Origin of the sequence: Rhizobium sp. P44RR-XXIV, assembly GCF_001999485.2 — a bacterium.
Classification (GTDB): Bacteria; Pseudomonadota; Alphaproteobacteria; order Rhizobiales; family Rhizobiaceae; genus Rhizobium.
Genome location: NZ_MPVZ02000029.1, coordinates 1,533,148 through 1,555,660 on the forward strand (window position 1 = coordinate 1,533,148; position 22,513 = coordinate 1,555,660).

Here is a 22,513-nt window from a genome sequence, read left to right on the forward strand (position 1 = left end):
GCAGTACCGTCGAGGCTAAAAACTTCTCACATTCTCAAAATATGAGAAGTAAATGCCTTATCATTTATGACTTGTCAACGACAATGTTTCTCATATTATTCAAATCTGAGAAGCGAAGGGGATCGAATGGCGTATTCGCCAAAAAGGTGGGTATTCTAAAACGTGAGTAACAAACCCCACCAAAACCACTGGTTCTCCCAAAAGGAACTAAGCGGATGCCCGTAGCCAGACCCATTAGCCCGCCCTACACCCTGGGCGTCCTGACGATTGCCTGCACCCTGTCCTATCTCGACCGGCAGATTCTTGGCCTTCTGGTGGAGCCTCTGAAGCAGGACCTCAATCTGACGGATGTGCAGATCGGCCTTCTGCAAGGCTTCACCTTCGCCATTGTCCTGGCAACGGCCGGATTGCCTCTGGGTCGCTGGGTTGATACCGGAAGCCGGGTACGGATCGCCGCCGTCGGAATCGCGCTCTGGAGCATCATGACAGCCGCCTGCGGCTTTGCCGGCAGTTTTGAGGCTCTTTTGCTGTGCCGGGCAGGTGTCGCACTGGGAGAAGCGGCCCTTACGCCTGCCGCCTATTCCCTCATCAGCGATTTGTTTCCAAACCGGCGACGTGGATTCGCAATAGGCATTTACAGCTCAGGCGCGTTCATGGGAGCCGGCCTATCACTGGTTTTGGGAGCAACGGTTCTTCATCAGTTGCTGCAGACCGGCAATGGGTTCCTTCTGCCCGGCACGCAGCATATATGGCAGATCGTATTCGTCGTGATCGGGCTGCCGGGTATCGCCATCGCCGTCTGGGTGGCAAGCCTCAGAGAGCCCGAGAGGCGTTCAGCAACGAATCCGGGTGCGGTACCGGGGGCAGCGGAGGTGCGGTCTTATTTTACCGACAATCGGGTAGAGCTCACGAGCCTTTATCTCTGCCTGGCATTCGCGGCGATCCAATCCTACAGCTATAGCGCCTGGGTTCCCAGCGTGTTGATCCGCACCTTTCAAATGCCGCCCATCGCCATTGGCTTTAGTCTGGGGCCGATTTTTATCGCTTGCAGCGTTTCAGGGCTGATCTTTGGCGCAGTATTGGGCGATATCCTAGTGAGGCGTGGGATTACCGCCGCTCGCCCCATGCTCATGCTTGGCGGAGCGCTTGCTGCGTCATTGTTCACAGCAGCGCTCCCCTTTGCATCGACCCTGAACGCCGCGCTCGTCCTGATAGCTATCGCGTCATTTTTTACCACCATCATCGTCGCAAACGGTCCTCCCGCGCTTCAGGACATCACGCCGGCGCGCATGCGCGGCGTATCCAGCGCGGTCGGCATCATGATCGTCACGCTCATCGGCATGGGCCTTGGCCCGACACTGGTCGGATTTATCGGTCAGAACATTATCGGCGATCCAAACAAGATCGGTATCGCACTCAGCATCGTTTCGACCGTCGCTCTTGTCATCTCCTCGACTTTGGCACTGGTGGCGAGCGTCAACTACAGGGTGGAGCCGGACAACAGCGCATCGCCCGCGGCGTAGGGGCAGGCGTTCCAGAGGCAATGCCACCTTTTAAGGATTGAGATTGTTATGCTTCCTGCTCTCACCAACGAGAACTTTTGTCAGAAGATCAACAATCCTGATCGGCGCGGCTGGTCGCATATCCAATGCTCCCTATTCTTGTGAGACGTTCACACCGCTCTTATAGAACGCCCCAAGAGAATTTTTGAAAGCGCATTGAATGTCGGCCTACGAAGTCCTGGTTTCCAACATTACCCAGAGTTTTCTCGATCATGGCTATGAAGCCATGACGATGAGCAAACTGGCAAAATGTTGCAATATCACGCGCCGAGGCCTCTACCATCACTTCAGCAACAAGGAAGAAGCCTTCCAGGCGATGGTCTACCAGAACAACGCACGCACACGGCAAGACAGTATGCGGGAGGGCGCACGGCTCTTCCTGGCCGGCTCGAATGTGCTTGATATCGTCACGGCTGTTCTGGATGTCCGATATGGCGATACGAGAAGAAAACTGGCGCGGTCGCCCTTCGCGCTTGAAGTCAACGACTACGCGTTTCGTCTCTGCCGTCCGGTGATGATTGAAGCTGCAGCACTTTTCCAGGCCGATTTCGCCGCATTGCTCGAACAGAGCATAGCGACAGGTCTCCTGGCGCTCCGGCCCACGATCTCGGTTGGAACCCTGGTGCAGCTGCTCTGCGACGGTGCTCGCGGAACCAACCAAAGCTTCTTTGCGCCATTGCCAGAGGAAATTGCCGCGCGCTACCGGGAAATGAGCCAAGCAATCCTTTATGGTTGCGCGGGGCAAGCCAAGCCGTAGCGGATTTATCGAAGCTCCCGCGACTGCCATGCGCCCAAGGATAGCGAAGGCGTGACATTGGCATGGGTGCCACAGAAGAGGGCGAGCGCCCTTTTGCGTGGTCGAAGCTGCCCTAATGTCATACTATCCGATGACCTTGGCGAGCACAGTCTATCCGGGGAGGAGCAGAGCACATGGCCGTCACCGAACCCAAACCAATATCCCGTGCCGCGGCGATGGCCTATGCGATCGGTCTGCCGCTGATGTTGCTTGCGCTTGTCTTCGTACCGGTCGGACGCCTCGACTGGCTGCCCGGATGGATCTTCATCGCCTTCCTGGTCGTCATCTACGGTGTGTCGATCTCGGTCCTGAAGCGGGTGAACCCGGCGATCTTCAGGGCGCGCAATCGCTTTCAGGCCGGCACCAAGCGCTGGGATGTAATCCTCGTCTCCCTGGTCTGCTTGGGCATGGTCGCGGAAATTCCACTCGGGACGCTTGATGCCGGCAGAATGTTGTGGTCGGTCGTGCCGCTTTCCGTCGTCATCCTTGGCTATGCCCTGCTTGCTGCCGGCATCGCGCTGGGCGCCTGGGCCCAGGCGGTCAATCGCTTCTTCGAGCCCGGAGTGCGCCTGCAGCGCGAGCGCGGCCAGCATGTCATCAGCACCGGCCCCTATGCATATGTGCGCCATCCCGGCTATGTCAGCGCGATCTTGGTGTTTGCCGGCCTGGCCTTGGCATTGGCTTCGTGGTGGGCGCTGGTACCGGCTGCCTGGGCAAGCGGGCTTCTGGTCTTGCGGACAAGCTGGGAGGATGCATTGCTGCGCGCCGAACTCGATGGCTATGCCGATTACGCCAGACGCGTGCGGTTCCGGTTGGTGCCAGGGCTCTGGTGAGGGGCAGAGCAAATCTTGGCTACCACCTTCGGCGCTGCCTCCCCTGTGACATAACCGATAGCATGCTAATCGCATATTGACTGCCAGGGCCTGCTTTGATCTTTTGACGGGAAAGCACAATGCCTGACGTTCCAACAAGTTGGGGCGTCCGGAAGGAACAGCAGGGCATGATGATGGAGGCTGTGCGGGCGGTCAGCCTGAAGAAGGTGGCGATTTCGTTTGAAATGGCCAACAAGACCCGGTTTGATGCCGTTTCCGCAACCGATCTGGATGTCGGCGCGCACGAATTCGTGGCCATCGTCGGTCCGACGGGTTGCGGCAAATCCACCCTTCTCAATGCCGCGGCAGGGCTTTTGACACCGGCATCCGGCACGGTTGAAATATTCGGCCAGCCACTGAAGGCGATCAATCGACAGGCGGGCTATCTCTTCCAGCAGGATTCGCTGATGCCGTGGAAGACGGTGCTGCAGAATGTTGCGATCGGACTCGAGATTGCCGGCATTGCTCCGACCGAAGCAAAGAAGAATGCCCTTGAGTGGCTGAGCCGCGTCGGCCTTGCCGCTTTTGCCGATCGCTTTCCGCGCATGCTGTCAGGCGGCCAGCGCAAGCGTGTCGGTCTCGCGCAGGTACTGATCCGCGATCCCAAGCTCCTCTTGATGGACGAACCGTTCGGTCCGCTCGATGCCCAGACCCGCCTGATCATGGGCGATCTTCTCTTGAAACTCTGGTCGGAGGATCGCAAGGCCGTCATGTTCGTCACCCATGACCTGGACGAGGCGATCGCTCTTGCCGACCGCGTCGTCATCATGTCCGCCGGTCCGAAATCCCGCATCATCGGCGACTTCAAAGTCACGCTCGAACGGCCGCGCGATATCGCCGAGATCCGGCATGATCCCGTGTTCATTCAGCTGCACCGGGACATCTGGCAGGCACTGCGCGATGAAGTCATGACGGCCTATCTTCAGACCAGCGGAGAGACCGCATGAACCGCTCCTTCCTCCTGTTGTTGCAGATCCTTGTGGCCGTCATCATCTTGCTGGTCTGGCATCTGGCGACCACCACGACGCTTTTCGGCAATCCGAAGACCATATCCTTCTTCTTCGCCGATCCCCTGAAGGTGGCGCTGCGTGTCGTGCAATGGTTCGCAAGCGGATCGATCTGGTACCATCTCTGGATCACGCTGTCGGAATCCCTCCTCGCCTTCCTGCTGGGCTCTTTCGGCGGCATCGTTTTCGGCTTCTGGTTCGCGCGCAAGCCTTTGGTCGCTGCCGTCTTCGACCCCTATGTGAAGGCGGCGAATGCACTACCTCGTGTCGTGCTGGCCCCGATTTTCGCCCTTTGGTTTGGTCTTGGCATCTGGTCCAAGGTCGCCCTCGGCATCACGCTTGTCTTCTTCATCGTCTTTTTCAACGTCTACCAGGGCGTCAAGGAAGTCAGCCAGCCTGTCCTGTCGAATGCGCGGATGCTTGGCATGAACGAGCGCCAGTTGCTGCGCCATGTCTACCTGCCCTCGGCATTGTCCTGGGTATTTTCCAGCCTGCATACTTCCGTGGGCTTTGCGGTCGTCGGCGCTGTTGTCGGCGAATATCTGGGCTCGGCTGCCGGCCTCGGCTACCTGATCCAGCAGGCGGAAGGCGTTTTCGACGTGACGGGCGTCTTTGCCGGCATGGTCGTGCTGACGGCCTTCGTCCTGATCGTCGATTGGCTGGTGACCGTGGCCGAACGCCGGCTACTCGCCTGGCGCGGCCAGTAGAACACATAGAATGAGGAAATGGAGGAGGACGACATGGAACGCAGGACATTTCTGATCGCAACGGCAAGCCTCGGCATCGGGGCTTCGCTCGGCGGCATTCTGCCGGCGGCGGCACAGGATGCCAAACCGGAGAAGCCCGATCTTCTGATCGGCGTCGGCGGCAAGCCGTTGCTCTACTATCTGCCGCTGACGATCGCCGAGCGAAAGGGCTTCTTCAAGGAAGAGGGCCTGAACGTCACCATCAATGATTTCGCCGGCGGCTCGAAGTCGCTGGAAGGCCTGATCGGCGGTTCGCTCGATGTCGTGGCCGGCGCCTATGAGCATACGATCCGCATGCAGAACAAGGGACAGGACATCGTCGCGATCTGCAATCTCGGCCGTTTCCCCGGGATCGTCATCGCCGTGCGCAAGGAGCTTGCTGGCGAGATCAAGTCCATGGCCGATATGAAGGGCCGCAAGATCGGCGTGACCGCACCCGGCTCATCGACGGCGCTGATGTTCCAATATGCCATGCTGAAGAACGGGCTGAAAGTCGACGACGCGTCGCTGATCGGCGTCGGGGGCGGCGCCGGAGCGGTCGCGGCGGTCAAGAGCGGACAGATCGACGGGCTTTCGCATCTCGATCCGGTCATCGCGCAATTGCAGTATGACGGCGATATCACCGTGCTGCTTGATACCCGCACCGAAGCCGGCACGCGCGCGCTCTTCGGAGGTCCCAATCCAGCCGCCACCGTTTATATCAAACGCGAATTTGCCGTGGCCAATCCGATAACGACGCAACGGACGGTCAATGCCTTCATGAAGGCGCTGAAATGGCTCGGGACGGCGAGCCCCGAGGATGTCGCCGGCGTCGTGCCCGAGGAATACCTGCTCGGCAATCGCGATCTCTATATGCAGGCCTTCAAGAATTCGAAGGAAATGTATTCGCCTGACGGCATGGTCACGAAGGAAGGCTATGATTCGATGATGGGCGTCCTGAAGACGCTCGATCCGGAACTCGCCAATATCGATGTGCCTTTCGAGAAGACATTCGATCCGACCTTTGCCAAGGCGCAAAGACCTGATCGAAACGGCATCGAATGCGGATAAGTTGAGAGCCGGCTCACGCGAGCCGGCTCTCAATGTCTAGCGGAATGCCTTAGGCGATGACGGCGCGCTCTTCACTCCTGGCGTGCTCCAGCCGCAGGCTGCGGGCGGCTTCGACCATATTGACGAGCGCCGGCTTCACCTCTTCCCATTTGCGGGTCTTCAATCCGCAATCCGGATTGACCCATAGCTGGCCATCCTGAAGACGCCTGCGCGCCAGTGACAAAAGATCGGTCATCTCGCTGACGTCTGGAATGCGCGGCGAGTGGATGTCGTAGACGCCGGGGCCGATCTCGTTCGGATATTTGAAGTTCCTGAACGCATCGAGAAGCTCCATCTTCGAGCGAGACGTCTCGATGGAGATGACGTCGGCATCCATCGCGGCAATGGCGATGATGATGTCATTGAACTCCGAGTAACACATATGCGTATGGACCTGGGTCCCGTCCGCAACACCGCTTGAGCACAAGCGGAAGCTTTCGACTGCCCAATCGAGATAGGCCTGCTTGTCCTTGTGCCGGAGCGGAAGTCCTTCGCGAAGGGCTGCCTCATCGATCTGGATCATCTTAGCGCCAGCTGCTTCCAGATCGACGACCTCGTCACGGATCGCCAGAGCAATCTGCCGGCACGTTTCGCTGCGAGCGATGTCGTCGCGCACGAAGGACCAATTGAGGATCGTGACCGGTCCGGTCAACATGCCCTTCACCGGCTTCTGCGTCAGCGACTGGGAGTATTCCCACCAGCGAACGGTCATCGGGTTCGGCCGGGAAACGTCGCCGAAAATGATCGGCGGGCGGACATAGCGCGAACCATAGCTCTGCACCCATGCGTGCTGGGTGAAGGCAAAGCCCGATAGCTGCTCGCCGAAATACTGCACCATGTCGTTGCGCTCGAACTCGCCATGGACCAGCACGTCGAGGCCGATTTCTTCCTGCCAGCGAATGGTGGCTTCGGTCTCCTTGCGCAGGAAGGCTTCATAATCGACATAGCTCAGCGTGCCCTTGGCATGCGCCGAGCGAGCCCTGCGAACTTCCGGCGTCTGCGGGAAGGAGCCGATCGTCGTGGTCGGGAAGAGCGGCAGCTTGATCGTTTCCGCCTGCACCGACCGGCGTTTGGCGAAGGCGCTCTTGCGCTGTTTCATCGCGACATCGACCCCGGCAAGACGGCCGCGCACCAACGGGTCGGTCACTTTCGGCGAGGAGGCGCGTGCGGTGATGGCCCTGGATGCGGCTTCGACTTCCACTGAGACGGCAGCCTTTCCTTCGGCAAGGCCACGGCCGAGCGTCGCAAGCTCACCGAGCTTCTGGGTGGCGAATGCCAGCCAGCTCTTGAGGTCGGCATCGAGCGCCGTCTCAAGCTCCAGATCGATCGGAACATGCAGCAGCGAGCAAGATGCCGCCACCTCAACGCCTTCGACACCGCGAGCCGCCGCGACAGGCTGAAGGCGGTTAATGATCGAGGCCAGATCCGCCCTCCAGATGTTGCGGCCATCGATGATACCGAGCGACAGAACCTGATCCTTGCGAACGGCCTTCGCGACGTCATCGATTTGGCCCGGTGCACGCGTCAGGTCGACATGGACACCGGCAATCGGCAACTCGGCGATGGCAGCCAGATTGTCGGCAAGGCCGCCGAAATAGGTCGTCAGCATGATCTTCAGATCCGGCGCCGCCTCGGTCAACGCCTTGTAGGCGACCGAGAAGGCATGGCGCTCGCCCTCGGTCAGATCGAGAACGGCGATCGGCTCGTCGATCTGCACCCAGTCGGCACCGGCAGCGCTCAGCCGGCGCAGCAGTTCCTCGTAGACCGGAAGCAGTTTCGGCAGCAGGCCCAGCGGCTTGAAGGTTGCCGAGCGAGCCTTGGCGAGTTTCAGGAAGGTGACCGGTCCGAGAATGACCGGGCGGGTGTGAATACCGAGCGCCTTTGCCTCGAGGAAGTGATCGACAGGCTTCTGCGAGGTCAGCGTGAAGTCCTGGTCTTCGGCAACCTCGGGCACCATGTAGTGATAATTGGTGTCGAACCACTTGGTCATCTCAAGCGCCGGGACGCCCTGGCCGTGATGCGTATGGCCGCAATCGGCATGGCCGTCGCCCTGGCTGCCGCGCGCCATGGCAAAGTAAAGCGAAAGCGGCGCGTCGCCGCCCTTCCAGCCGTACACGGAGGGAATGGCGCCGACCATGACGGCGGTGTCGAGGACGTGATCGTAGAAGGAGAAATCGTTGGAAGGGATGCGGGTGATACCGCTATCGCGCTGAAGCGACCAGTTTTCAGCCCGGAGCTTGCTTGCGGTTTCGATGAGTTCGCTCTCGGGAATTTTTCCGGACCAGTAGGCTTCGAGCGCGAATTTCAGCTCGCGATGGCGACCGATACGCGGAAAGCCAAGAGAAGCGACTGGGACAGTTTTGGTTGGCATAGTCATACCCCATTGGTTGTGGGGGCATGGGTCAAGCGGACGCGTGCGGACGCGGCCAATATCGGCCAGCCGCAGCAACCACCGGGACACCCCGCCCGTGGACGTTATTTTGTTGTGGCAGGTCTCCTGGCTTGCGGGTCGTCGCCTTTGTCCGTCTTCCCAAGGCTCATCGCCTCAGTGACATGAATGGACATTGGCTCGCCGCTCACAGTTGCGGGGGCAGCCCCGGAATAGCCGATCTCTCGGCGCACCGGATTCCCTCTTAGCTCTGGAGCGAATAGATTGCCCCAGAGAACCATAACGCTAGGGATTTCGCACCAAGCGCACAAAATTGTCAATAGATATAAACAAATCTTTATATGTTTATTTGCTCCGGCTGCTCTCTCTAATCCAACCGGAAGCTAACCCGGATCATCGCGGCTGCGAGGTTGGTTCAAGGACCGGCCTGACCGCATCCACTGGATTTCGTTGCGGAAAATGGGTGGGGGTCCATGGCCGCATGCAGGTCAGAATAAAGCGCCGATAAACGAGGGTTCGAAGCTTGTTCCGCAGATTGGCATTCTTCCGCTGCGCCCTGGCAATAGGCCCGTGCGACTGGAGCTGAATGGCGGCAAAGCCCGCTGCCGACAGTAGCGGGGTCAATTCTTCCGAACGCAGGCCGCTGCCAAAAGGCAAGGCCTCCATGATGCGAGAATGGCGGCTGCTGAGAGCCCCGTCATAGTTCTGGTCAGCGCCGATAAAGCGGTCGATCAGCGAAATCAGCAGCCTTGCAATGTAGCCGCTCGGCTTCGGCTTGGCCCAATCGCCATCGAAGATTACAAGACGCCCGCCGGGCTTGAGCAGCCGAAACCATTCCTTGAGGGTTTCTTCCGGCTGCGTCAGCGTCCAGACAAGATGCCGGCAGACGATTGCATCATAGGCCGCATCCGGCTCCATAGTCTGTTCGGCATCGGCCAGCAGGAACCGAAGACGCGGCTTGCCCGCATGTTTCTTGCGCGCGACGGCCAGCATCGCTTCGGAAAAATCCAGCGCCGTCACCTCGTGACCGAGATCATGGATCAGCCGCGTCACCTCACCGGTGCCGCAGGCAAGCTCCAGAACACGCTTTGGCTGGGAGCCAAGCGCTGCGCGGATCGGCTTCTGCCAGGCGTCTGCCTCGGGGCCGGGTGCTATCCTGTGGCCGAAAGCAAGATCGAAGGTCTCCGATCGCTTCGACCAATAGTCCCTGATTTCTTCCTTGAGGTGGAAATTGGCACCGTCCATCAGATCAGCCCGCCATATATTGAATGTTGCAGCGACCGTGGACGGCGGACTTCTGGACATGGGCGCGTACGCCGAAGACCCGCTCGATCAGCTCCTGCGTCAAGACTTCCTCCGGCGGTCCGGCAGCCACCACCTCACCCTTCTGCAGCACGGCGAGACTGTCGCAGAACATCGCCGCCAGATTGAGATCGTGCAACGCGACGATGGAGGTCACGTCGAGCTTGGAAACCAGGCCCAGAATGTCGAGCTGATGCTGGATATCGAGATGGTTCGTCGGCTCATCGAGCAGCAATTCGCTCGGGGTCTGTGCCAGCGCCCGGGCAATATGAACACGCTGCCGCTCGCCGCCCGACAAGGTTTGCCAAAGCTGCCCGGCTCGATCCCTCATGCCGACGCGGGCAAGCGCATCGAAGACCGCAATATCGTCGCCAGCGCTCCAGGAGGAAAGCGGGCCGCGATGCGGTGTCCGCCCAAGACGCACGACATCGATGACCGTCACCTGCATGTCCGTCGTTGCCTGCTGCTCCACCAGCGCGACACGGCGGGCGATATCGCCACGCGAAATGGAGGCTATGTCGTCGCCACCGAGACGGATGACGCCGCTCTTCACCTTGCGGAGCCGGCAGATCAGCCGCAGAAGGCTAGATTTGCCGGAGCCGTTCGGCCCGAGGAGACCCAGCACCTTTCCCTTTTCCACCGTCAGGCTGATGCCGTTGACGATCAGCGTGTTGCCGGCGGCAAAAGTCACCTTGTCGACCGCGATGCTCATGCCGTCCTCCGGGCGCGATAAAGAATGATGGCGAAGGCCGGAGCGCCGAACAGCGCGGTCACTACACCGATCGGCAGGATCTGCTGGGGAATGATGATCCTCGAGACGATATCGGCGCCGACCATGAAGATTGCGCCGCCGAGTGCCGACGCCGGCAATAAGCGATCGTGATTGGGACCGACCATGAAACGGGCCGCATGCGGAATGACGAGCCCGACGAAGCCGATCGAGCCGACAATGCTGACCACCGCCGCCGTCATGAATGCCGTCGTTCCGAGCAGGACGATCTGCGCGCGGCGCACCGCTATGCCGAGCGAAGCCGCGGCATCGGTTCCGAAGACGAATGCATCCAGTACCCGGACATGCGCCATGCAGATGGCAAAGCCGATAACGGCGATCGGCCCGGGCAAATAGACATCCGGCCACCGCACGCCGCTCATCGAACCCAGCAGCCAGAACATGACGCCCCTCGCCTGCTCGGCATTGGCCGATGTGGTGACGATATAGGAGGTCAGCGCATTGAAGAGCTGCGAGCCGGCGACGCCGCAGAGAATGATGCGCTCGCTGGTGCCGCCGACACCTGCCGCCAGCAGGCCGACAAACAGAAATGCTACAACCGCGCCGATGAAGGCACCGCTGGAAAGAGTGAGGATTCCGTAGCCGAGCCCGAGGATCATGATGCAGACGGCACCCGTGGAGGCGCCGGCCGAAATGCCGAGCACATAGGGTTCTGCGAGCGGATTGCGCAACAACGCCTGCAGGATCACGCCACTTAAGGCCAGCGATGCACCGGTGCTTGCGGCAACGAGCGCCCGGCTCAGGCGATAGTCCCAGACAATGCCCTGATGAATCCGGCTAAGCTCGAAATCCGTTCCGAGCAGCCGGTTCGCAACTGCCTTGGCGGTCGTCGACAACGGGATCGAAATCTCGCCGATCGAGACCGCAAGGCTGATCATGAATGCCAGAAACACCAGCGCGGCCATGGTGAGCGCCAAAAGCGCCCACCTCTGCCGCCGTTCTGCAATCAGGCGCATTCTACTCTGCCAGGCCGAAGGACTTGATGCCCTTGGCCAGCGTCTCGATGCCATCGATGGTGCGGATGGTCGGGTTCATCGACTGCGCATCCATCATGACGAAATGCTTGTTCTTGACCGCGTCGAGCTGGCTGGTGACCGGATCCTTCTGGAGGAAGTCGAGCTTGACCTTCGGGTCGTCGGCGGCGTAGCGGCGGCGATCCATGGTCGCGATGACGATGACGGCGGGATTTGCCTGCGCGATCGTTTCCCATCCCACAAGCGGCCATTCCTCCTCGGTCGTCACGACATTCTTCGCGCCGATCGTCTTCAGAATATAGGCCGGCGCGCTGTTCTTGCCCGCGATATAGGCGTCACCGTTCACTTCCTTGCTGGAAAACCAGAACACGATCGGCAGGTTCTTCGCCTGCGCACCGGAGATCGAAGCGACGGCATCGGCCTCGCGCTTCTTCAGCTGCGCGACCAGCGCATCGCCGCGATCTTTAACGTCGAAGATCTCAGCGAGTTCATCGATCTCCTGATAGATCAGGCCCATCGTGAACAGCTCCTTGCGCACGCCGTCCCCACCTTCTGCATTGATCTTGGCGACGCAATCGGTCGGCGCGATATAGGTGTTGATGCCAAGTTCGGAGAACTGCTCGCGCTTGCCGACCGCGCCTTGCGCGCCGATATGCCACTCGAATTCCGCGCCTACGAAATCCGGCTCCTTGCCGACCACGGACTCGAAGCTCGGATCATTGTCGGCCAGACGCGGGATCTTGGCATTGGCTTCGGCATATTGCGGCAAGACCGGGCCGACCCATACGGCCGTTCCCGCAATCCTGTCGGCAAGGCCGAGTGACAGCAGGATCTCGGTCATGCCCTGGCCGATGGAGACGATCTTGGTCGGAGCCTTCTCAAAAGTGACCTGCTGACCGCAATTGTTGATGGTCAGCGGATACTGCGTCGCCGCAAAGCCAGACGCAGCAAACCCGGTTAGCCCAAGTGCAAATGTAATGGTCGTCAAAAAATGGCGCATGAAAGGTTTCGATGAGAATGGAAATCTGGCAGCCTCGGCGCAATAGCGCTCAGACAGACCGCCGCCGGTTGCAAAGACCGCAATCAAGGCCGAAAAACGCCTGGTAGTATCGAAGGCTCAGGTCAATCATTCTCTGTCCTTTCCAGGCATCCCCGCCCGGTTGATTGGATCGTGATCGACGGCAGGTCTCCTGGCTCGCGAATGTCTGACGATCATCTGCCTTCCCGCGATTTGTGTTCGCAGTGGCATGGCCCTGAAGCCACCTGAGGCGGCCAGCAGGCTGGTCGCACCCGGGATGATCGGCAATCCGCTTACAGTTGCGGGGGCAGCCACGGTCTAGGTCCCTTTTGGGTCGTCCTCACCGTGTTCCCTATTAATCCCCTCGAAGCCTTCCTCGGGGAACCGTCGCCTCCAGTTACGCCGGACTGCCGTCCGCCGTCAAGCAGGACACTCGAGAACCAATGGATGTTAGAAAAATCGCAAAAGCAGCCCGGCGATTGCCGAAACCGGCGGGGACTATCAAAGGCAGCCCTATGCCGTTTCGGCCAGCTCGACGCGATTTCGCCCGCTTGCCTTTGCGCGATAGAGCGCCTTGTCGGCTGCTTCAAGCACATGCTTGAAGTCGGCCGATGGTTCATGGGAACAGGCAATGCCGATGCTGACCGTGACGTGGATCGTCTCCTGCTCGAACATCAGGACCGTCGTCTCGATGTCGTTGCGGATTTTCTCGGCAAGGTTTCCGGCGGCCCTCATGTCGGTGTTCGGCAACAGCACGACGATCTCCTCGCCGCCGTAGCGGGCGGCGATGTCGGTCTTGCGTACAGTCTGCCGGATCACATCAGCCAGCCGTGCAAGGACCGTATCACCGAAGGAATGACCCCAGTTGTCGTTGATCTTCTTGAAGTGATCGATATCGAGCATGATGATCGAAAAGGGAATCCGCCTCGTTCCGGCTTCCTTGCTGCAACGATCGCCTTCCCGCTGCAAAACGCGGCGATTTGGCAGCTTGGTCAGTGGATCGAGGCTGGCCTCGTTCTCAAGCGCGCGCTGGATGCCGATGCGGTAGCGTTCGCGCTCGAGTAAATCCGACAGCAGCACGACGCCGAGGATATTGACGATCGTGACCGGAAGTGTCGCCGAAAGGAGAAGCTCACGCGCGACCGGCCATGGCAGCAAGACGAGAACGACAAGCGAAGTCATCGTCGCTAGACCGAACAGGGCTGAGCGCTTCCACCCAGTGCCGATCCACTGCCGCGGCACGAGCGTTAGAAGATACCCGACGATTGCAACGATCAGAATGCCCGCGACACCGCCAGCGGCTCCCATGCCGCCGACCAGGAAGCGAAACACACCCATCATGACAGCCGCAACCACCGTCCCAACCACACCACCATAGATCGGCGTCAGAACGAGCAGGATCGAACGGCCATCCTGGAAGATGCCGGGCATCCATTGGATTGGGTCGCTCATCGACAGGATACCACCCAGGCCAAAGAGCAAGCCGACGGCAACGGATTTCAAAACGCCGCGCTCGATCGTCCGGATGACCCAGGAATAGGCGTAGACAATAATGGCCACCTGACCCAGGACGCGTACCAGGGAAGGCAAATGCGTTTGAATTTCCATCACCATCCCAAATCCTCGCGCGGAGCCGCAGCGAATGGCACGCACTGGTCATAGTCGAAGTCAGACCGGAATATCACGCAATCGCTTCGAGATGGTTTATGAAATCTCATATCCTTCGAAGAAGCCGCTCTATCGTTCGAATGTGAGCCGGAAATAACTAGCATCGCGATAGCCGATCTTTTGACGTGATGCGCGTCCGCATTGCGACAGTCGGGCTTGCGATCTGCGGCCCTCGAGGTCACAAATTGTGCGGAAGACGAAGTTGAACGGATAGCTTCAGTGAGAACCTATCTGGAGCTTCCCGCTGAATGGTCAAGCACGGCTATCCCAGCGCTCTTTTAGGAAAAGGCCAGACCGCGGCGACCGGCCGCATCAGTCCGGCATAGTTTGCGCGCACACTGCGATCGCAGATTGCATATCCCCAGTTGACCAGCCTCTCGGAGATCTCATCACCAAGATTGCTGAGCCGGGTGGGCGTGGCGGCAAGGGAAGACGCGGCGGCCGATGAACAAGGTAACGCCCCTTCAGGCACAAGTTTCGCGGGATCAGTATCGATACCCCAATAGGCACCGAAGCGGGCATAGGCTTGCGCCGTCACCAAGGCCGTCTCATCGGCAAACGCATCACTGGCCTTGAAACGGCCGATCAGATCGCGTCGGCGAAGCGCCCTTACCTGGTTGTCGGTTACATCCAGAATCCGGCGAAGCTGACTGACCCAGTTGCGGCAAAGCCTGGGATTTCGGCTGAAGGGCGCGCCACCATCGCTGACGAAGAGGGTGGCGAAGCGCTTCACCAGCGGCTCAACGCCGTGATTGTCGTAGACGCCGCCGTCCGTCAACATGACGGTCCTGCGAAAATCCCCAATCGACGGCACCGGTCGGCGCGGCGCAGTCGGCCAATCCTGGAAACTGCCATCCGCGAAGTTGAGAACCATGGGCGACAGAAAGGGTGGAAACGCCGAGGAGGAGGCGACCGCTCTGGCCAGCGGAAAATCCGGCCGGTCGAGCCGTCCAACAATATAGTCGCCGGCATAGGCCTTGCAGAAACGCCAAAGCACCCCGGTCTGCAGGTTCGTCGCGCAGAATACGAATTGCGGCTGATCGGGGAGATCCTGAAGGCTGCGACCGCGAAACAGGTGCTTGTCGTAGGATTTCTCGACCTGTTTTGCCGCGGACGTGCCAGGCAAAAGCCCGATAATCGCATCGATGACATCGATCCGCGAGCGGGCAAAATCCAGCATGGGACCGACAAAGACATCATTCAAATTGCCAAAGTCGGCCTTGACCAAGTCCGACCACACGCAGGCAAGCCAGCCTGTGGCGATAGAGCCGCCCGAAACGCTGGAGATGCGTTTTGCCTGTTGCAACAGCCCAAGCTCTGCCAGCCGAATGAAGGCGCCGACGTGAAACAGCATCGCGCGAAAGCCGCCGCCCGAAGCCGCAATGCCGACCCCAGCCTCGAAGCTGTTGCCGTCCCACCGGAAATCGGCTGCGTCAACGGCTTCCCCTTCAGTGGAAAGGGGTATCGCATCGATATCGTTCATGGATCACACCCTTAGTCGGCAGCGGCAATCGTTGTTGATGGCATCGCTTCGCCTTCAATGCGAGAAGAGGAGGCGATCCTTCGCATCCTGGGAGCCAGCTGCATAAAAACGCCGAAACCAGGCATCCTGGCCGGCGCCCGGCGGCCGTGCCAACGTCAAACTGTTGGGCGCACCAGCACTCTGCATCGCCGCACGGAAATGAAGGTGATCAAAGATTCGCAGTGCTTCGATGGCATAGGATGTCGCTACCCGCTGGTCCTCGATCATCACGAGATTGTCGCCATTATTTGTTTCGCCGCTGGGGGACAGGTTGGACGATCCGGTAAAGACCTTGGCCGTCGGCAGGTTGAAGTCAGTGACGACGAACTTGTCGTGCTGATGGATGCCGCTGCCGCCACTCCATTCGGTCTTGAAGGGTTCCGGCGCATGGCTTGCCAAATAGTTAAAATCCACCAGGCCGACGGAGCCGTCGGGCTTGCGGATTTCAAGCCCACCCTCCTTGTCGGAAATGCCGTAGCTGAACACATCCTTGCCCATCAGCCGATCAACCGCCTGACGCACCGGGCCTGAGCGGATCTGATTGAGGAAGGCGATGGCATAGAAGACCGAGGAGGAAGCCTGATCGATGGCTGCCCCGACGGGACTGAGCGACAGATCGCTTGATTTGTGCGGCGAGAAGCAGAAATGCGCGGCCGGCATGCCGGCTGCCTGAACCAGGTTCCACTTGCTGCTGAGACTATCCTGCTGGAACGCATCCAGCCCCCGAAAGGCCAGTTCGAAAGCACGGCCGAACAATCCGGCCGCATCGCTGGAGTGAAACACCAGCGCATTGTTTGCCTGAATGTAGAGGCCGCGATAACTGAAATTGGTGGAACCGAACAGCACCTTGATCGGCTGGTCGCCGCGCTTGACTATGAAGACCTTGTTGTGCTGCAGAGTCTTGAAATGCATCCGCTTTACGGCATCGGACCCGGCCGAGACGGCAAGGCGCGCTGCCGCCTGAGATTCCGCGCTGCCGGCTGGCTTGTGCGATCCCGAATTGTCGATGACGGCGCGAACACGCTTGCCGCAGCTTTCCAACTTGGCAACGATATCTCGCTCGTTGAAGTCATAGGCAAAGACGTCGATGCTGAGGCCGGGGTCGTTCACCACCTCGTCCAGCAGCCCGAATATGAGGTCATAGGCTCCGAAGCCGAGCCACTGATAGACATCGCCCTGCAGCTTGGTAAATGTCAGCCCCTGATCCGGATCGCTGGGAATGACGTTCGGGTTGTTACCGAACTTGTCGGCATAGGCCTGCGACGAGGCAAAATTGCGGGTGAAGCCGATATCTAGATAATCGCTATAGGTCATGCGATCGAGCGAGATCGGAAGATCAGCAACCTGATCGCCGCTGCGCAAAGCGCCCGCTGCATTCATATGTATCTTGGTGACCCGGTAAAGATAGTCGCCGTCCGTCGGGTCATAGGGGAAATGCAGCCAGCGAAATTTCTGGAAGGGTGCGGCAGTCGACAGAAAATTCCGGAAGCCGTCAACGCCCTTTCCGCCGGCACTGGTATAGTCGAAATTCAGCCGGTTTCTCAAAGGCACATAGTCAGCCGAACCGGGGCTTTTCACCTCGATCGCAAAGCCGACGAAATCGTCCTCGGGGTTGGCGACGTCCATGCCGATGAGGCACATGCGCTCGCCGCGCCAAAGCTTGACCGTAAGACTTCCTTTGGTACCCGTGTTCGCAAAAGCCATCTCAATCCCCCGATGCGTTTCGATGAAGGTGATGCCTGTTTTCATGCGTGAATGCTGAAGGCTGCGAGGCCTTTTGGACCAGACTTAAAACGGCTCCGACACCTCGGAGACCGTGGGCGTGTCATGATGGAATTCAGCGACGAGAACCAGGTTGAAGACGGTCGGCACCCATGGATCGGGATAGCTTCCGACCGGCGCGCCGAGCGCCTGCATCAATCCTGGTATATGGCCGTGATGCCAGCAGACCAGGATCGTCTTGCCTTCGAATTTCGGCTTGTTAAGCAGATCTTCCGCCAGAGCCGTAAAGTCCTCATCGGCATAAGGCGTGTGCAGCTCGAGACCCAGGGCATCGGCGAGAGGCTGGACCGTCTCAACCGGTCTCGCGCTATGCTTCGATATGGCAGCGGCAAATATGAAATCGGGCGCACCGAATGTCTCGGGATACCAGGCGACGAGCGCCTTGGCGCGGCTGTCGCCCGCAGGCGACAAATTTGGATCGCCTGGATCATCAGGCTTTTCGGCATGACGCATGATCATTATCTTGACAGGCGCCATCTATTCCTCCCCTGGCTGCCATCCCGATCCATCACTACCTGAAACTGGATTCACGATATGCGCTCTGCAACCAAGAGCAATGGCATTTTTTGGACTTAACAAAACTTTCATCCGGTAACAGCCCTCGAACGGAGCTGTGGCAACTGAAAAGCTGCGCTTGCGTGCGAGTTCCGGACGTTTAACATCGCCTTCGTCAAAGCCGTTCTGGATGGAAGTGATGCAGCTTCCAATTATCCTTTCGACAGAAGAACGTTCTTCACGGTTGCCGCGCAACGACAACACGGGGCGCGAGGTGAAGATCAAGCTTTTAAGGAATTGTTGATGCTCTTGCCTGAAGCGGTGCTCATCGATGGCCAAACCGGAAGCGTCTCGCCCGAGACCGGCCGCTACACGAAGCGTTTAAGCGAGCTGCGGCAGATCTTTCAGGATCGTCCGGCATTGGAGACGATCGTATCCGAGCACAACGATCCGGTCGTCTACGAAGTTGTCGAGTACAAGAAGGAAGGCAGCGACCTCTTCTTCGGCACCACCACCATGGAACCGGGAACAGTCGGCGAGGAATTTTTCATGACCCGTGGCCACTTCCACAAGCGGCGTGACATGGGCGAGATCTATTACACCCAGAGTGGCCATGGCGTTCTGCTGCTGGAATCGAGGGACGGACAAAGCGAGATCGTGCGCATGGATCCAGGCGTATGCGCCTTCATTCCACCCGATTGGGCGCATCGTTCCATCAACACCGGCGGTGAAAAGCTCGTCTTTGTCTGGGTCTGCAATGTCGAAGCAGGCAACGACTATGGCGATATCCTAGAGCGCGGAATGCGGAAGCTCGTGATCTGCAGAAACGGACGAGAAGAGATCATCGACAATCCGCGCTTTGCGGGGCAGCGTCAGTAGCAGCCGATCTTTTGTGGAACGACCTGGCCTCTATCCCATCTCAGCAACCCATTTAACTGCAAGTGCTTTTGTCATTTTCCTTTGCTACAGTCCGCAAGACGATTAGCATCGGAAGCACAATCGACCGGCGGGAGACAGACCCTGCCGATCGCTTCTCCTGGTGAAGGTACTGCACGGATTTTAATGTAACAGACATCCTGAAGAGATTGAGCGGGGACGACTGAATGCTGCGAGCGGCTCGTGTTCTGATTGGCATCGTGATCCTGGCCGGGCTTGCTGCCCTCCTATGGTTTGCCACAAGGCCCCCGCCGCTTATTGTTCAGGGTGAAGTTTCAGCCAATCGCGTCGACATCAGCCCACGCGTATCAGGCAGGGTGGCCAAGCTGAATGCCGATGTCGGCGACAATGTCGAACGCGGCACCGTCATCGCTGAGCTGGAAAGCCCGCAGCTCACCGCGGCTCTTCACATGTCCGAGGCAGCCCTTTCTGTCGCCGAGGCGGATCTTGTCAGGGTCAACAGCACCCGACCGGAAACGATCGCAGCGCGCAAGGCCGAGCTCGCGGCCGCGTCTGCGGACGTCACGCTCTACCAAGAAGAATCCGACCGTCAGGCGAAGCTGATCACGACAGGTGCCTCGACACAGTCACGCGTCGATGAAACCACCCGCAACCTCGAAGCCGCCATTCGCAAACGCGAGTCTGCCGAGGCCGATCTGCAGCTTGCCGTCGCCGGTGCCAGCAAGGAAGAAAAAGCCCTGGCAGCGACGCAGGTCGAACAGTCGAAGGCCTCGCTCAATCAGCAGCAGACAGACGTTCGCGAACTGACGATCGTCGCGCCGATTTCCGGTCAGGTGACGACGCGTGTCGCCGAGCTCGGAGAGAATTTTTCGGCCGGCGCCCCAATCTTTTCGCTTATCGACATCCAGAATCCCTGGTTCACCTTCAACCTTCGGGAAGACCTCCTCAAGGGCCTCAAGATCGGCGATAGCTTTGACGTCACCGTGCCGGCACTCGGCGACGGCAAGATCACGGTGAAGGTGACGACGATCAATGCTCAGGGGCAATATGCGACCTGGCGCGCCACGCGAGCGACCGGCGATTTCGATCTTCGCACTTTTGAAGTCAGGGCAAATCCTGCGCAGCCGGTCCAAGGCCTGCGGCCCGGCATGAGCGTCATAGCGTCCTGGCCTCCGGCGGGGCATTGAGATGATGGCGAAAGGGCGCTTGCGCCCCGGTTTCATCACGGTGTTCAGACGGGAATTCGACCGGTTTTCGCGCCGCCCCTTCCTGCTGTTCCTGACGACCATTCTGCCGCTACTTCTGATGGGTGTGCTGGCCGCCGTCTTCAGCGCCGGTCTCGCAACGCGGTTGCCGATCGCCGTGCTTGATCTCGACAATACCGATCTCTCGCGTACCATTATCCGCACAGTCGATGCCACACCGGATACCGCCGTCGTGCGCAATGTCAGCGATCTCACAGAAGGGCGGCAATTGATCCTGTCAGGTGCGGTGCACGGCCTTCTAATGCTGCCGCGGAACCTTGAGCGGGATGTCCTCTCCGGCCGCCGCCCGGAAGTCGTGTTCTTCTACAACACCCAGACCATGACGACGGGCAATCTGACACTGCGCGGTGTCAGCGCCGCGGTCCCGGCCGTTGCCGCCGGCATCCGCCTGTCGCTGCGAACGTCGCAGGGCCAACCCGTCGATGCCGCCCAGGAAGCGCTGGCGCCGATACCGGTTCAGGTTAATCCGCTGTTCAATCCAACGCTCAACTACGCGCATTTTCTACTCGCGGCTTTGCTGCCGAGCGTGTTGCAGGTGATCATAGTGACGACGATGGCCTATGCGGTCGGGCTTGATGTCGAGACGACGCACCGCCTGCGCATCCTGAGGCGGCTCGGCGGCGGATTGTGGCCTGCCATGGCCGGCAAGATATTGCCCTATACGCTGCTGTTCCTCGTGGTGCTCGGCATTGCCGATTGGGTGCTCTTCGGATTTTTAGGAATGCCTTTGCGTGGCGATCGCTACATGCTCCTTTTGTCGGGCATCCTGTTTGTCCTGGCCGATCAGTTCATCGGCGTGCTGCTTGCCTTGCTGCTTCGACCCATGGCCAGCGCCATCAGCATCGGAACGCTGTTAATGGCCCCGGCTTTCGGCTTCATGGGCATCGGCTTTCCGCGGATCGGCATGAACACCTTTGCCTATTACTGGGGGCAGATCATTCCCGGCACCTGGTATCTGATGGCGCGCATCGATCAAACCATCCGCGGAACGCCGCCCTATCTGTCCTGGAAGCCGATCGCCGTTCTTCTTTTCATGGTGTTGCTGCTTGGAAGCCTTACGGCGCTGCGGCTGGAAGTCATCCGCGCACGCCGGGAGCGCCACAGGCAACAAGCGCTCGCAACCAGCGAGGCGGCAGGATGAAGGGCTTCCTCACAATCTGCCGTATCGAACTGGGTCGAGTCCTTTCCTTGAAACCGGCCTTTTCGGTGCTAATCGTTGCCACGATTATCTATGCCGCATTCTATCCGCAGCCCTACCGCACGGAAGCCTTGCGCCATGTGCCGATCGCGGTCGTCGACCTCGACGGCACAGATAGCAGTCGACAGCTCATCCGACGCGTTGATGCCTCGGCGGATGTCGCGGTCGGCGGCGTCTTTCCAGATCAGGCAAGCGCCGAGCGGGAGGTCTATGCCCGCGACCTCTATGGCATTCTCGTCATACCGCAGTATTTCGAGCGCGATCTCCTGCACAATCGCCAGTCACCGATCGCGCTCTATGCCGATGCGAGCTACTTCCTGATCTATCAGCGCATATCCGGCGGCGTTACTGCTGTCGCTAAGACCATGGGAGCGGAGGTCGAAACGGCGCGGCTGATTGCCATCAACGTCGATCCGCGCATCGCCACCGCTGCGGCCGATCCGATGCCGCTGACGGCAGTGCCGCTTTTCAATCCGCAGGGCGGTTACGCCACCTATATCCTGCCGGCGGCCTTCATACTCATCATGCAGCAGACGCTTCTGATCGGCGTCGGGCTGCTCGGCACCTATCGAAATGATGCGCTCAAGACCGGTCCTGCCTCTTCGATCGGACCGATAGCGGTCGTGGCCGGTAAGCTGCTTGCCTATCTGATCCTCGAAGCCGTTATCGCGCCCTTCTACCTGATCGTCATTCCCTATCTCTACAATATTCCCCGCTTGGGAACGCCGCTTTCGATATTCATCTTCACCTTGCCTTTCGTTCTGGCAGTCAGTGCCCTGGGTCTGGTGATCGCCGGCATTTTCCGCAGCCCTCTGACAGTTCAGCTCGTGTCTGCAGCGCTCGGCATACCCTTTCTCTTCCTCGCCGGTTTTTCCTGGCCGACGGAGGCGATGCCGCCCTTTCTTCACGCCATTGCTGTGCTCTTGCCCAGCACCTCGGCGATCAACGGCATCGTCGCGGTCGCGCAGCTTGGCGCTCCGCTCTCTTACCTTCGCCAACCTTTCCTGACGCTATGGATATTGGCGGCCGTCTATATCGTCATCGCTATTGTGCTGGAAAGCAGACGCAGTCGAAATGTGGTCGCCGAGGTGTAACCGGCGATCGGAACTTCGCAAAAGCAGCGTCTTTTGGCCAAACGCAT

20 protein-coding genes and 2 riboswitches are annotated in these 22,513 nt (G+C 59.4%); of the genes, 10 read left to right on the forward strand and 10 right to left on the reverse strand.

What is annotated here, in order from left to right; genetic code table 11:
* Positions 1-215: 215 nt before the first annotated feature.
* The 6 genes from BSK43_RS32985 to BSK43_RS33010 all read left to right on the forward strand — a co-directional run bounded on the left by BSK43_RS32985 (position 216) and on the right by BSK43_RS33010 (position 6,033).
* Entirely contained in the window at positions 216-1,523 is a 1,308-nt protein-coding gene (locus BSK43_RS32985) for an MFS transporter (RefSeq protein ID WP_246662768.1), read from the forward strand.
* A gap of 199 nt (positions 1,524-1,722) precedes the next feature.
* Positions 1,723-2,319 (forward strand): TetR/AcrR family transcriptional regulator, encoded by a 597-nt coding sequence (locus BSK43_RS32990; protein ID WP_077471578.1) that lies wholly within the window; start codon positions 1,723-1,725, stop codon positions 2,317-2,319.
* 173 nt (positions 2,320-2,492) lie between these two features.
* Positions 2,493-3,191: an isoprenylcysteine carboxylmethyltransferase family protein gene (locus tag BSK43_RS32995; protein WP_205910687.1), complete on the forward strand. Its 699-nt coding sequence runs from the start codon at positions 2,493-2,495 to the stop codon at positions 3,189-3,191.
* A 167-nt stretch (positions 3,192-3,358) separates the two neighbouring features.
* Entirely contained in the window at positions 3,359-4,177 is an 819-nt protein-coding gene (locus BSK43_RS33000; RefSeq protein WP_077471591.1) for an ABC transporter ATP-binding protein, read from the forward strand.
* Positions 4,174-4,944, forward strand: coding sequence for an ABC transporter permease (locus BSK43_RS33005; protein WP_077471577.1), 771 nt, complete (start codon positions 4,174-4,176; stop codon positions 4,942-4,944). Before BSK43_RS33000 ends, BSK43_RS33005 begins: the two co-directional genes overlap by 4 nt.
* A 33-nt stretch (positions 4,945-4,977) precedes the next feature.
* Complete coding sequence (locus BSK43_RS33010) at positions 4,978-6,033, forward strand: ABC transporter substrate-binding protein (protein ID WP_077471576.1); 1,056 nt, start codon at positions 4,978-4,980, stop codon at positions 6,031-6,033.
* 49 nt (positions 6,034-6,082) lie between these two features.
* Here BSK43_RS33010 and metE read toward each other — a convergent pair whose 3' ends face one another.
* The 10 genes from metE to BSK43_RS33060 all read right to left on the reverse strand — a co-directional run bounded on the left by metE (position 6,083) and on the right by BSK43_RS33060 (position 18,351).
* Positions 6,083-8,443 carry a 5-methyltetrahydropteroyltriglutamate--homocysteine S-methyltransferase gene (gene metE / locus BSK43_RS33015; protein ID WP_077471575.1) on the reverse strand — a complete coding sequence of 787 codons (2,361 nt, stop codon included), beginning with the start codon at positions 8,441-8,443 and terminating at the stop codon, positions 6,083-6,085.
* A gap of 98 nt (positions 8,444-8,541) precedes the next feature.
* Positions 8,542-8,758, reverse strand: a riboswitch (cobalamin riboswitch).
* Between the two features lie 96 nt (positions 8,759-8,854).
* Complete coding sequence (locus BSK43_RS33020; protein ID WP_077471574.1) at positions 8,855-9,706, reverse strand: methyltransferase domain-containing protein; 852 nt, start codon at positions 9,704-9,706, stop codon at positions 8,855-8,857.
* 4 nt (positions 9,707-9,710) lie between these two features.
* On the reverse strand, positions 9,711-10,475 hold the full coding sequence (locus BSK43_RS33025) for an ABC transporter ATP-binding protein (RefSeq protein ID WP_077471573.1): 765 nt from the start codon (positions 10,473-10,475) through the stop codon (positions 9,711-9,713).
* Positions 10,472-11,509 carry an iron ABC transporter permease gene (locus BSK43_RS33030; protein WP_077471572.1) on the reverse strand — a complete coding sequence of 346 codons (1,038 nt, stop codon included), beginning with the start codon at positions 11,507-11,509 and terminating at the stop codon, positions 10,472-10,474. Before BSK43_RS33030 ends, BSK43_RS33025 begins: the two co-directional genes overlap by 4 nt.
* A 1-nt stretch (position 11,510) precedes the next feature.
* Entirely contained in the window at positions 11,511-12,527 is a 1,017-nt protein-coding gene (locus tag BSK43_RS33035) for an ABC transporter substrate-binding protein (protein ID WP_077471590.1), read from the reverse strand.
* Positions 12,528-12,689: 162 nt separating this feature from the next.
* A riboswitch (cobalamin riboswitch) is annotated at positions 12,690-12,949 on the reverse strand.
* Between the two features lie 109 nt (positions 12,950-13,058).
* Complete coding sequence (locus BSK43_RS33040) at positions 13,059-14,153, reverse strand: GGDEF domain-containing protein (RefSeq protein WP_077471589.1); 1,095 nt, start codon at positions 14,151-14,153, stop codon at positions 13,059-13,061.
* A gap of 322 nt (positions 14,154-14,475) precedes the next feature.
* The gene (locus BSK43_RS33045; protein WP_077471571.1) at positions 14,476-15,696 is read right to left on the reverse strand and encodes a patatin-like phospholipase family protein; all 1,221 of its coding nucleotides are present in this window, start codon (positions 15,694-15,696) and stop codon (positions 14,476-14,478) included.
* Positions 15,697-15,750: 54 nt separating this feature from the next.
* Entirely contained in the window at positions 15,751-17,439 is a 1,689-nt protein-coding gene (locus BSK43_RS33050) for a phospholipase D-like domain-containing protein (RefSeq protein WP_077471588.1), read from the reverse strand.
* Between the two features lie 84 nt (positions 17,440-17,523).
* A complete protein-coding gene (locus tag BSK43_RS33055) occupies positions 17,524-17,994 on the reverse strand; it encodes a histidine phosphatase family protein (RefSeq protein WP_077471570.1) in 471 nt (156 codons plus the stop codon).
* Positions 17,995-18,351, reverse strand: a complete 357-nt coding sequence (locus BSK43_RS33060) for a hypothetical protein (protein WP_136687428.1) — start codon at positions 18,349-18,351, stop codon at positions 17,995-17,997.
* Between BSK43_RS33060 and BSK43_RS33065 the strand changes: the two genes are divergently transcribed.
* The 4 genes from BSK43_RS33065 to BSK43_RS33080 all read left to right on the forward strand — a co-directional run bounded on the left by BSK43_RS33065 (position 18,316) and on the right by BSK43_RS33080 (position 22,466).
* Positions 18,316-18,891 carry a glucose-6-phosphate isomerase family protein gene (locus BSK43_RS33065; RefSeq protein WP_077471569.1) on the forward strand — a complete coding sequence of 192 codons (576 nt, stop codon included), beginning with the start codon at positions 18,316-18,318 and terminating at the stop codon, positions 18,889-18,891. The two genes, BSK43_RS33060 and BSK43_RS33065, sit on opposite strands and share 36 nt — an antisense overlap.
* 227 nt (positions 18,892-19,118) lie before the next feature.
* Positions 19,119-20,096: an HlyD family secretion protein gene (locus BSK43_RS33070; RefSeq protein ID WP_077471587.1), complete on the forward strand. Its 978-nt coding sequence runs from the start codon at positions 19,119-19,121 to the stop codon at positions 20,094-20,096.
* A gap of 1 nt (position 20,097) precedes the next feature.
* Entirely contained in the window at positions 20,098-21,315 is a 1,218-nt protein-coding gene (locus BSK43_RS33075) for an ABC transporter permease (RefSeq protein WP_077471568.1), read from the forward strand.
* Positions 21,312-22,466, forward strand: coding sequence for an ABC transporter permease (locus tag BSK43_RS33080; RefSeq protein WP_077471567.1), 1,155 nt, complete (start codon positions 21,312-21,314; stop codon positions 22,464-22,466). The genes BSK43_RS33075 and BSK43_RS33080 overlap by 4 nt, the downstream gene beginning before the upstream one ends.
* Positions 22,467-22,513: the final 47 nt, after the last annotated feature.

What these genes read in the sequence shown, in the direction of transcription:
- metE (WP_077471575.1), bottom strand. Translation starts at nt 8,443, where the DNA reads ATGCCAACCAAAACTGTCCCAGTCGCTTCTCTTGGCTTTCCGCGTATC.
- BSK43_RS33080 (WP_077471567.1), top strand. Translation starts at nt 21,312, where the DNA reads ATGAAGGGCTTCCTCACAATCTGCCGTATCGAACTGGGTCGAGTCCTT.
- BSK43_RS32995 (WP_205910687.1), top strand. Translation starts at nt 2,493, where the DNA reads ATGGCCGTCACCGAACCCAAACCAATATCCCGTGCCGCGGCGATGGCC.
- BSK43_RS33005 (WP_077471577.1), top strand. Translation starts at nt 4,174, where the DNA reads ATGAACCGCTCCTTCCTCCTGTTGTTGCAGATCCTTGTGGCCGTCATC.
- BSK43_RS33075 (WP_077471568.1), top strand. Translation starts at nt 20,098, where the DNA reads ATGATGGCGAAAGGGCGCTTGCGCCCCGGTTTCATCACGGTGTTCAGA.
- BSK43_RS32990 (WP_077471578.1), top strand. Translation starts at nt 1,723, where the DNA reads ATGTCGGCCTACGAAGTCCTGGTTTCCAACATTACCCAGAGTTTTCTC.
- BSK43_RS33035 (WP_077471590.1), bottom strand. Translation starts at nt 12,527, where the DNA reads ATGCGCCATTTTTTGACGACCATTACATTTGCACTTGGGCTAACCGGG.
- BSK43_RS33055 (WP_077471570.1), bottom strand. Translation starts at nt 17,994, where the DNA reads ATGGCGCCTGTCAAGATAATGATCATGCGTCATGCCGAAAAGCCTGAT.
- BSK43_RS33000 (WP_077471591.1), top strand. Translation starts at nt 3,359, where the DNA reads ATGATGATGGAGGCTGTGCGGGCGGTCAGCCTGAAGAAGGTGGCGATT.
- BSK43_RS33020 (WP_077471574.1), bottom strand. Translation starts at nt 9,706, where the DNA reads ATGGACGGTGCCAATTTCCACCTCAAGGAAGAAATCAGGGACTATTGG.
- BSK43_RS33040 (WP_077471589.1), bottom strand. Translation starts at nt 14,153, where the DNA reads ATGGAAATTCAAACGCATTTGCCTTCCCTGGTACGCGTCCTGGGTCAG.
- BSK43_RS33045 (WP_077471571.1), bottom strand. Translation starts at nt 15,696, where the DNA reads ATGAACGATATCGATGCGATACCCCTTTCCACTGAAGGGGAAGCCGTT.
- BSK43_RS33065 (WP_077471569.1), top strand. Translation starts at nt 18,316, where the DNA reads ATGCTCTTGCCTGAAGCGGTGCTCATCGATGGCCAAACCGGAAGCGTC.
- BSK43_RS33050 (WP_077471588.1), bottom strand. Translation starts at nt 17,439, where the DNA reads ATGGCTTTTGCGAACACGGGTACCAAAGGAAGTCTTACGGTCAAGCTT.
- BSK43_RS33025 (WP_077471573.1), bottom strand. Translation starts at nt 10,475, where the DNA reads ATGAGCATCGCGGTCGACAAGGTGACTTTTGCCGCCGGCAACACGCTG.
- BSK43_RS33010 (WP_077471576.1), top strand. Translation starts at nt 4,978, where the DNA reads ATGGAACGCAGGACATTTCTGATCGCAACGGCAAGCCTCGGCATCGGG.
- BSK43_RS33030 (WP_077471572.1), bottom strand. Translation starts at nt 11,509, where the DNA reads ATGCGCCTGATTGCAGAACGGCGGCAGAGGTGGGCGCTTTTGGCGCTC.
- BSK43_RS32985 (WP_246662768.1), top strand. Translation starts at nt 216, where the DNA reads ATGCCCGTAGCCAGACCCATTAGCCCGCCCTACACCCTGGGCGTCCTG.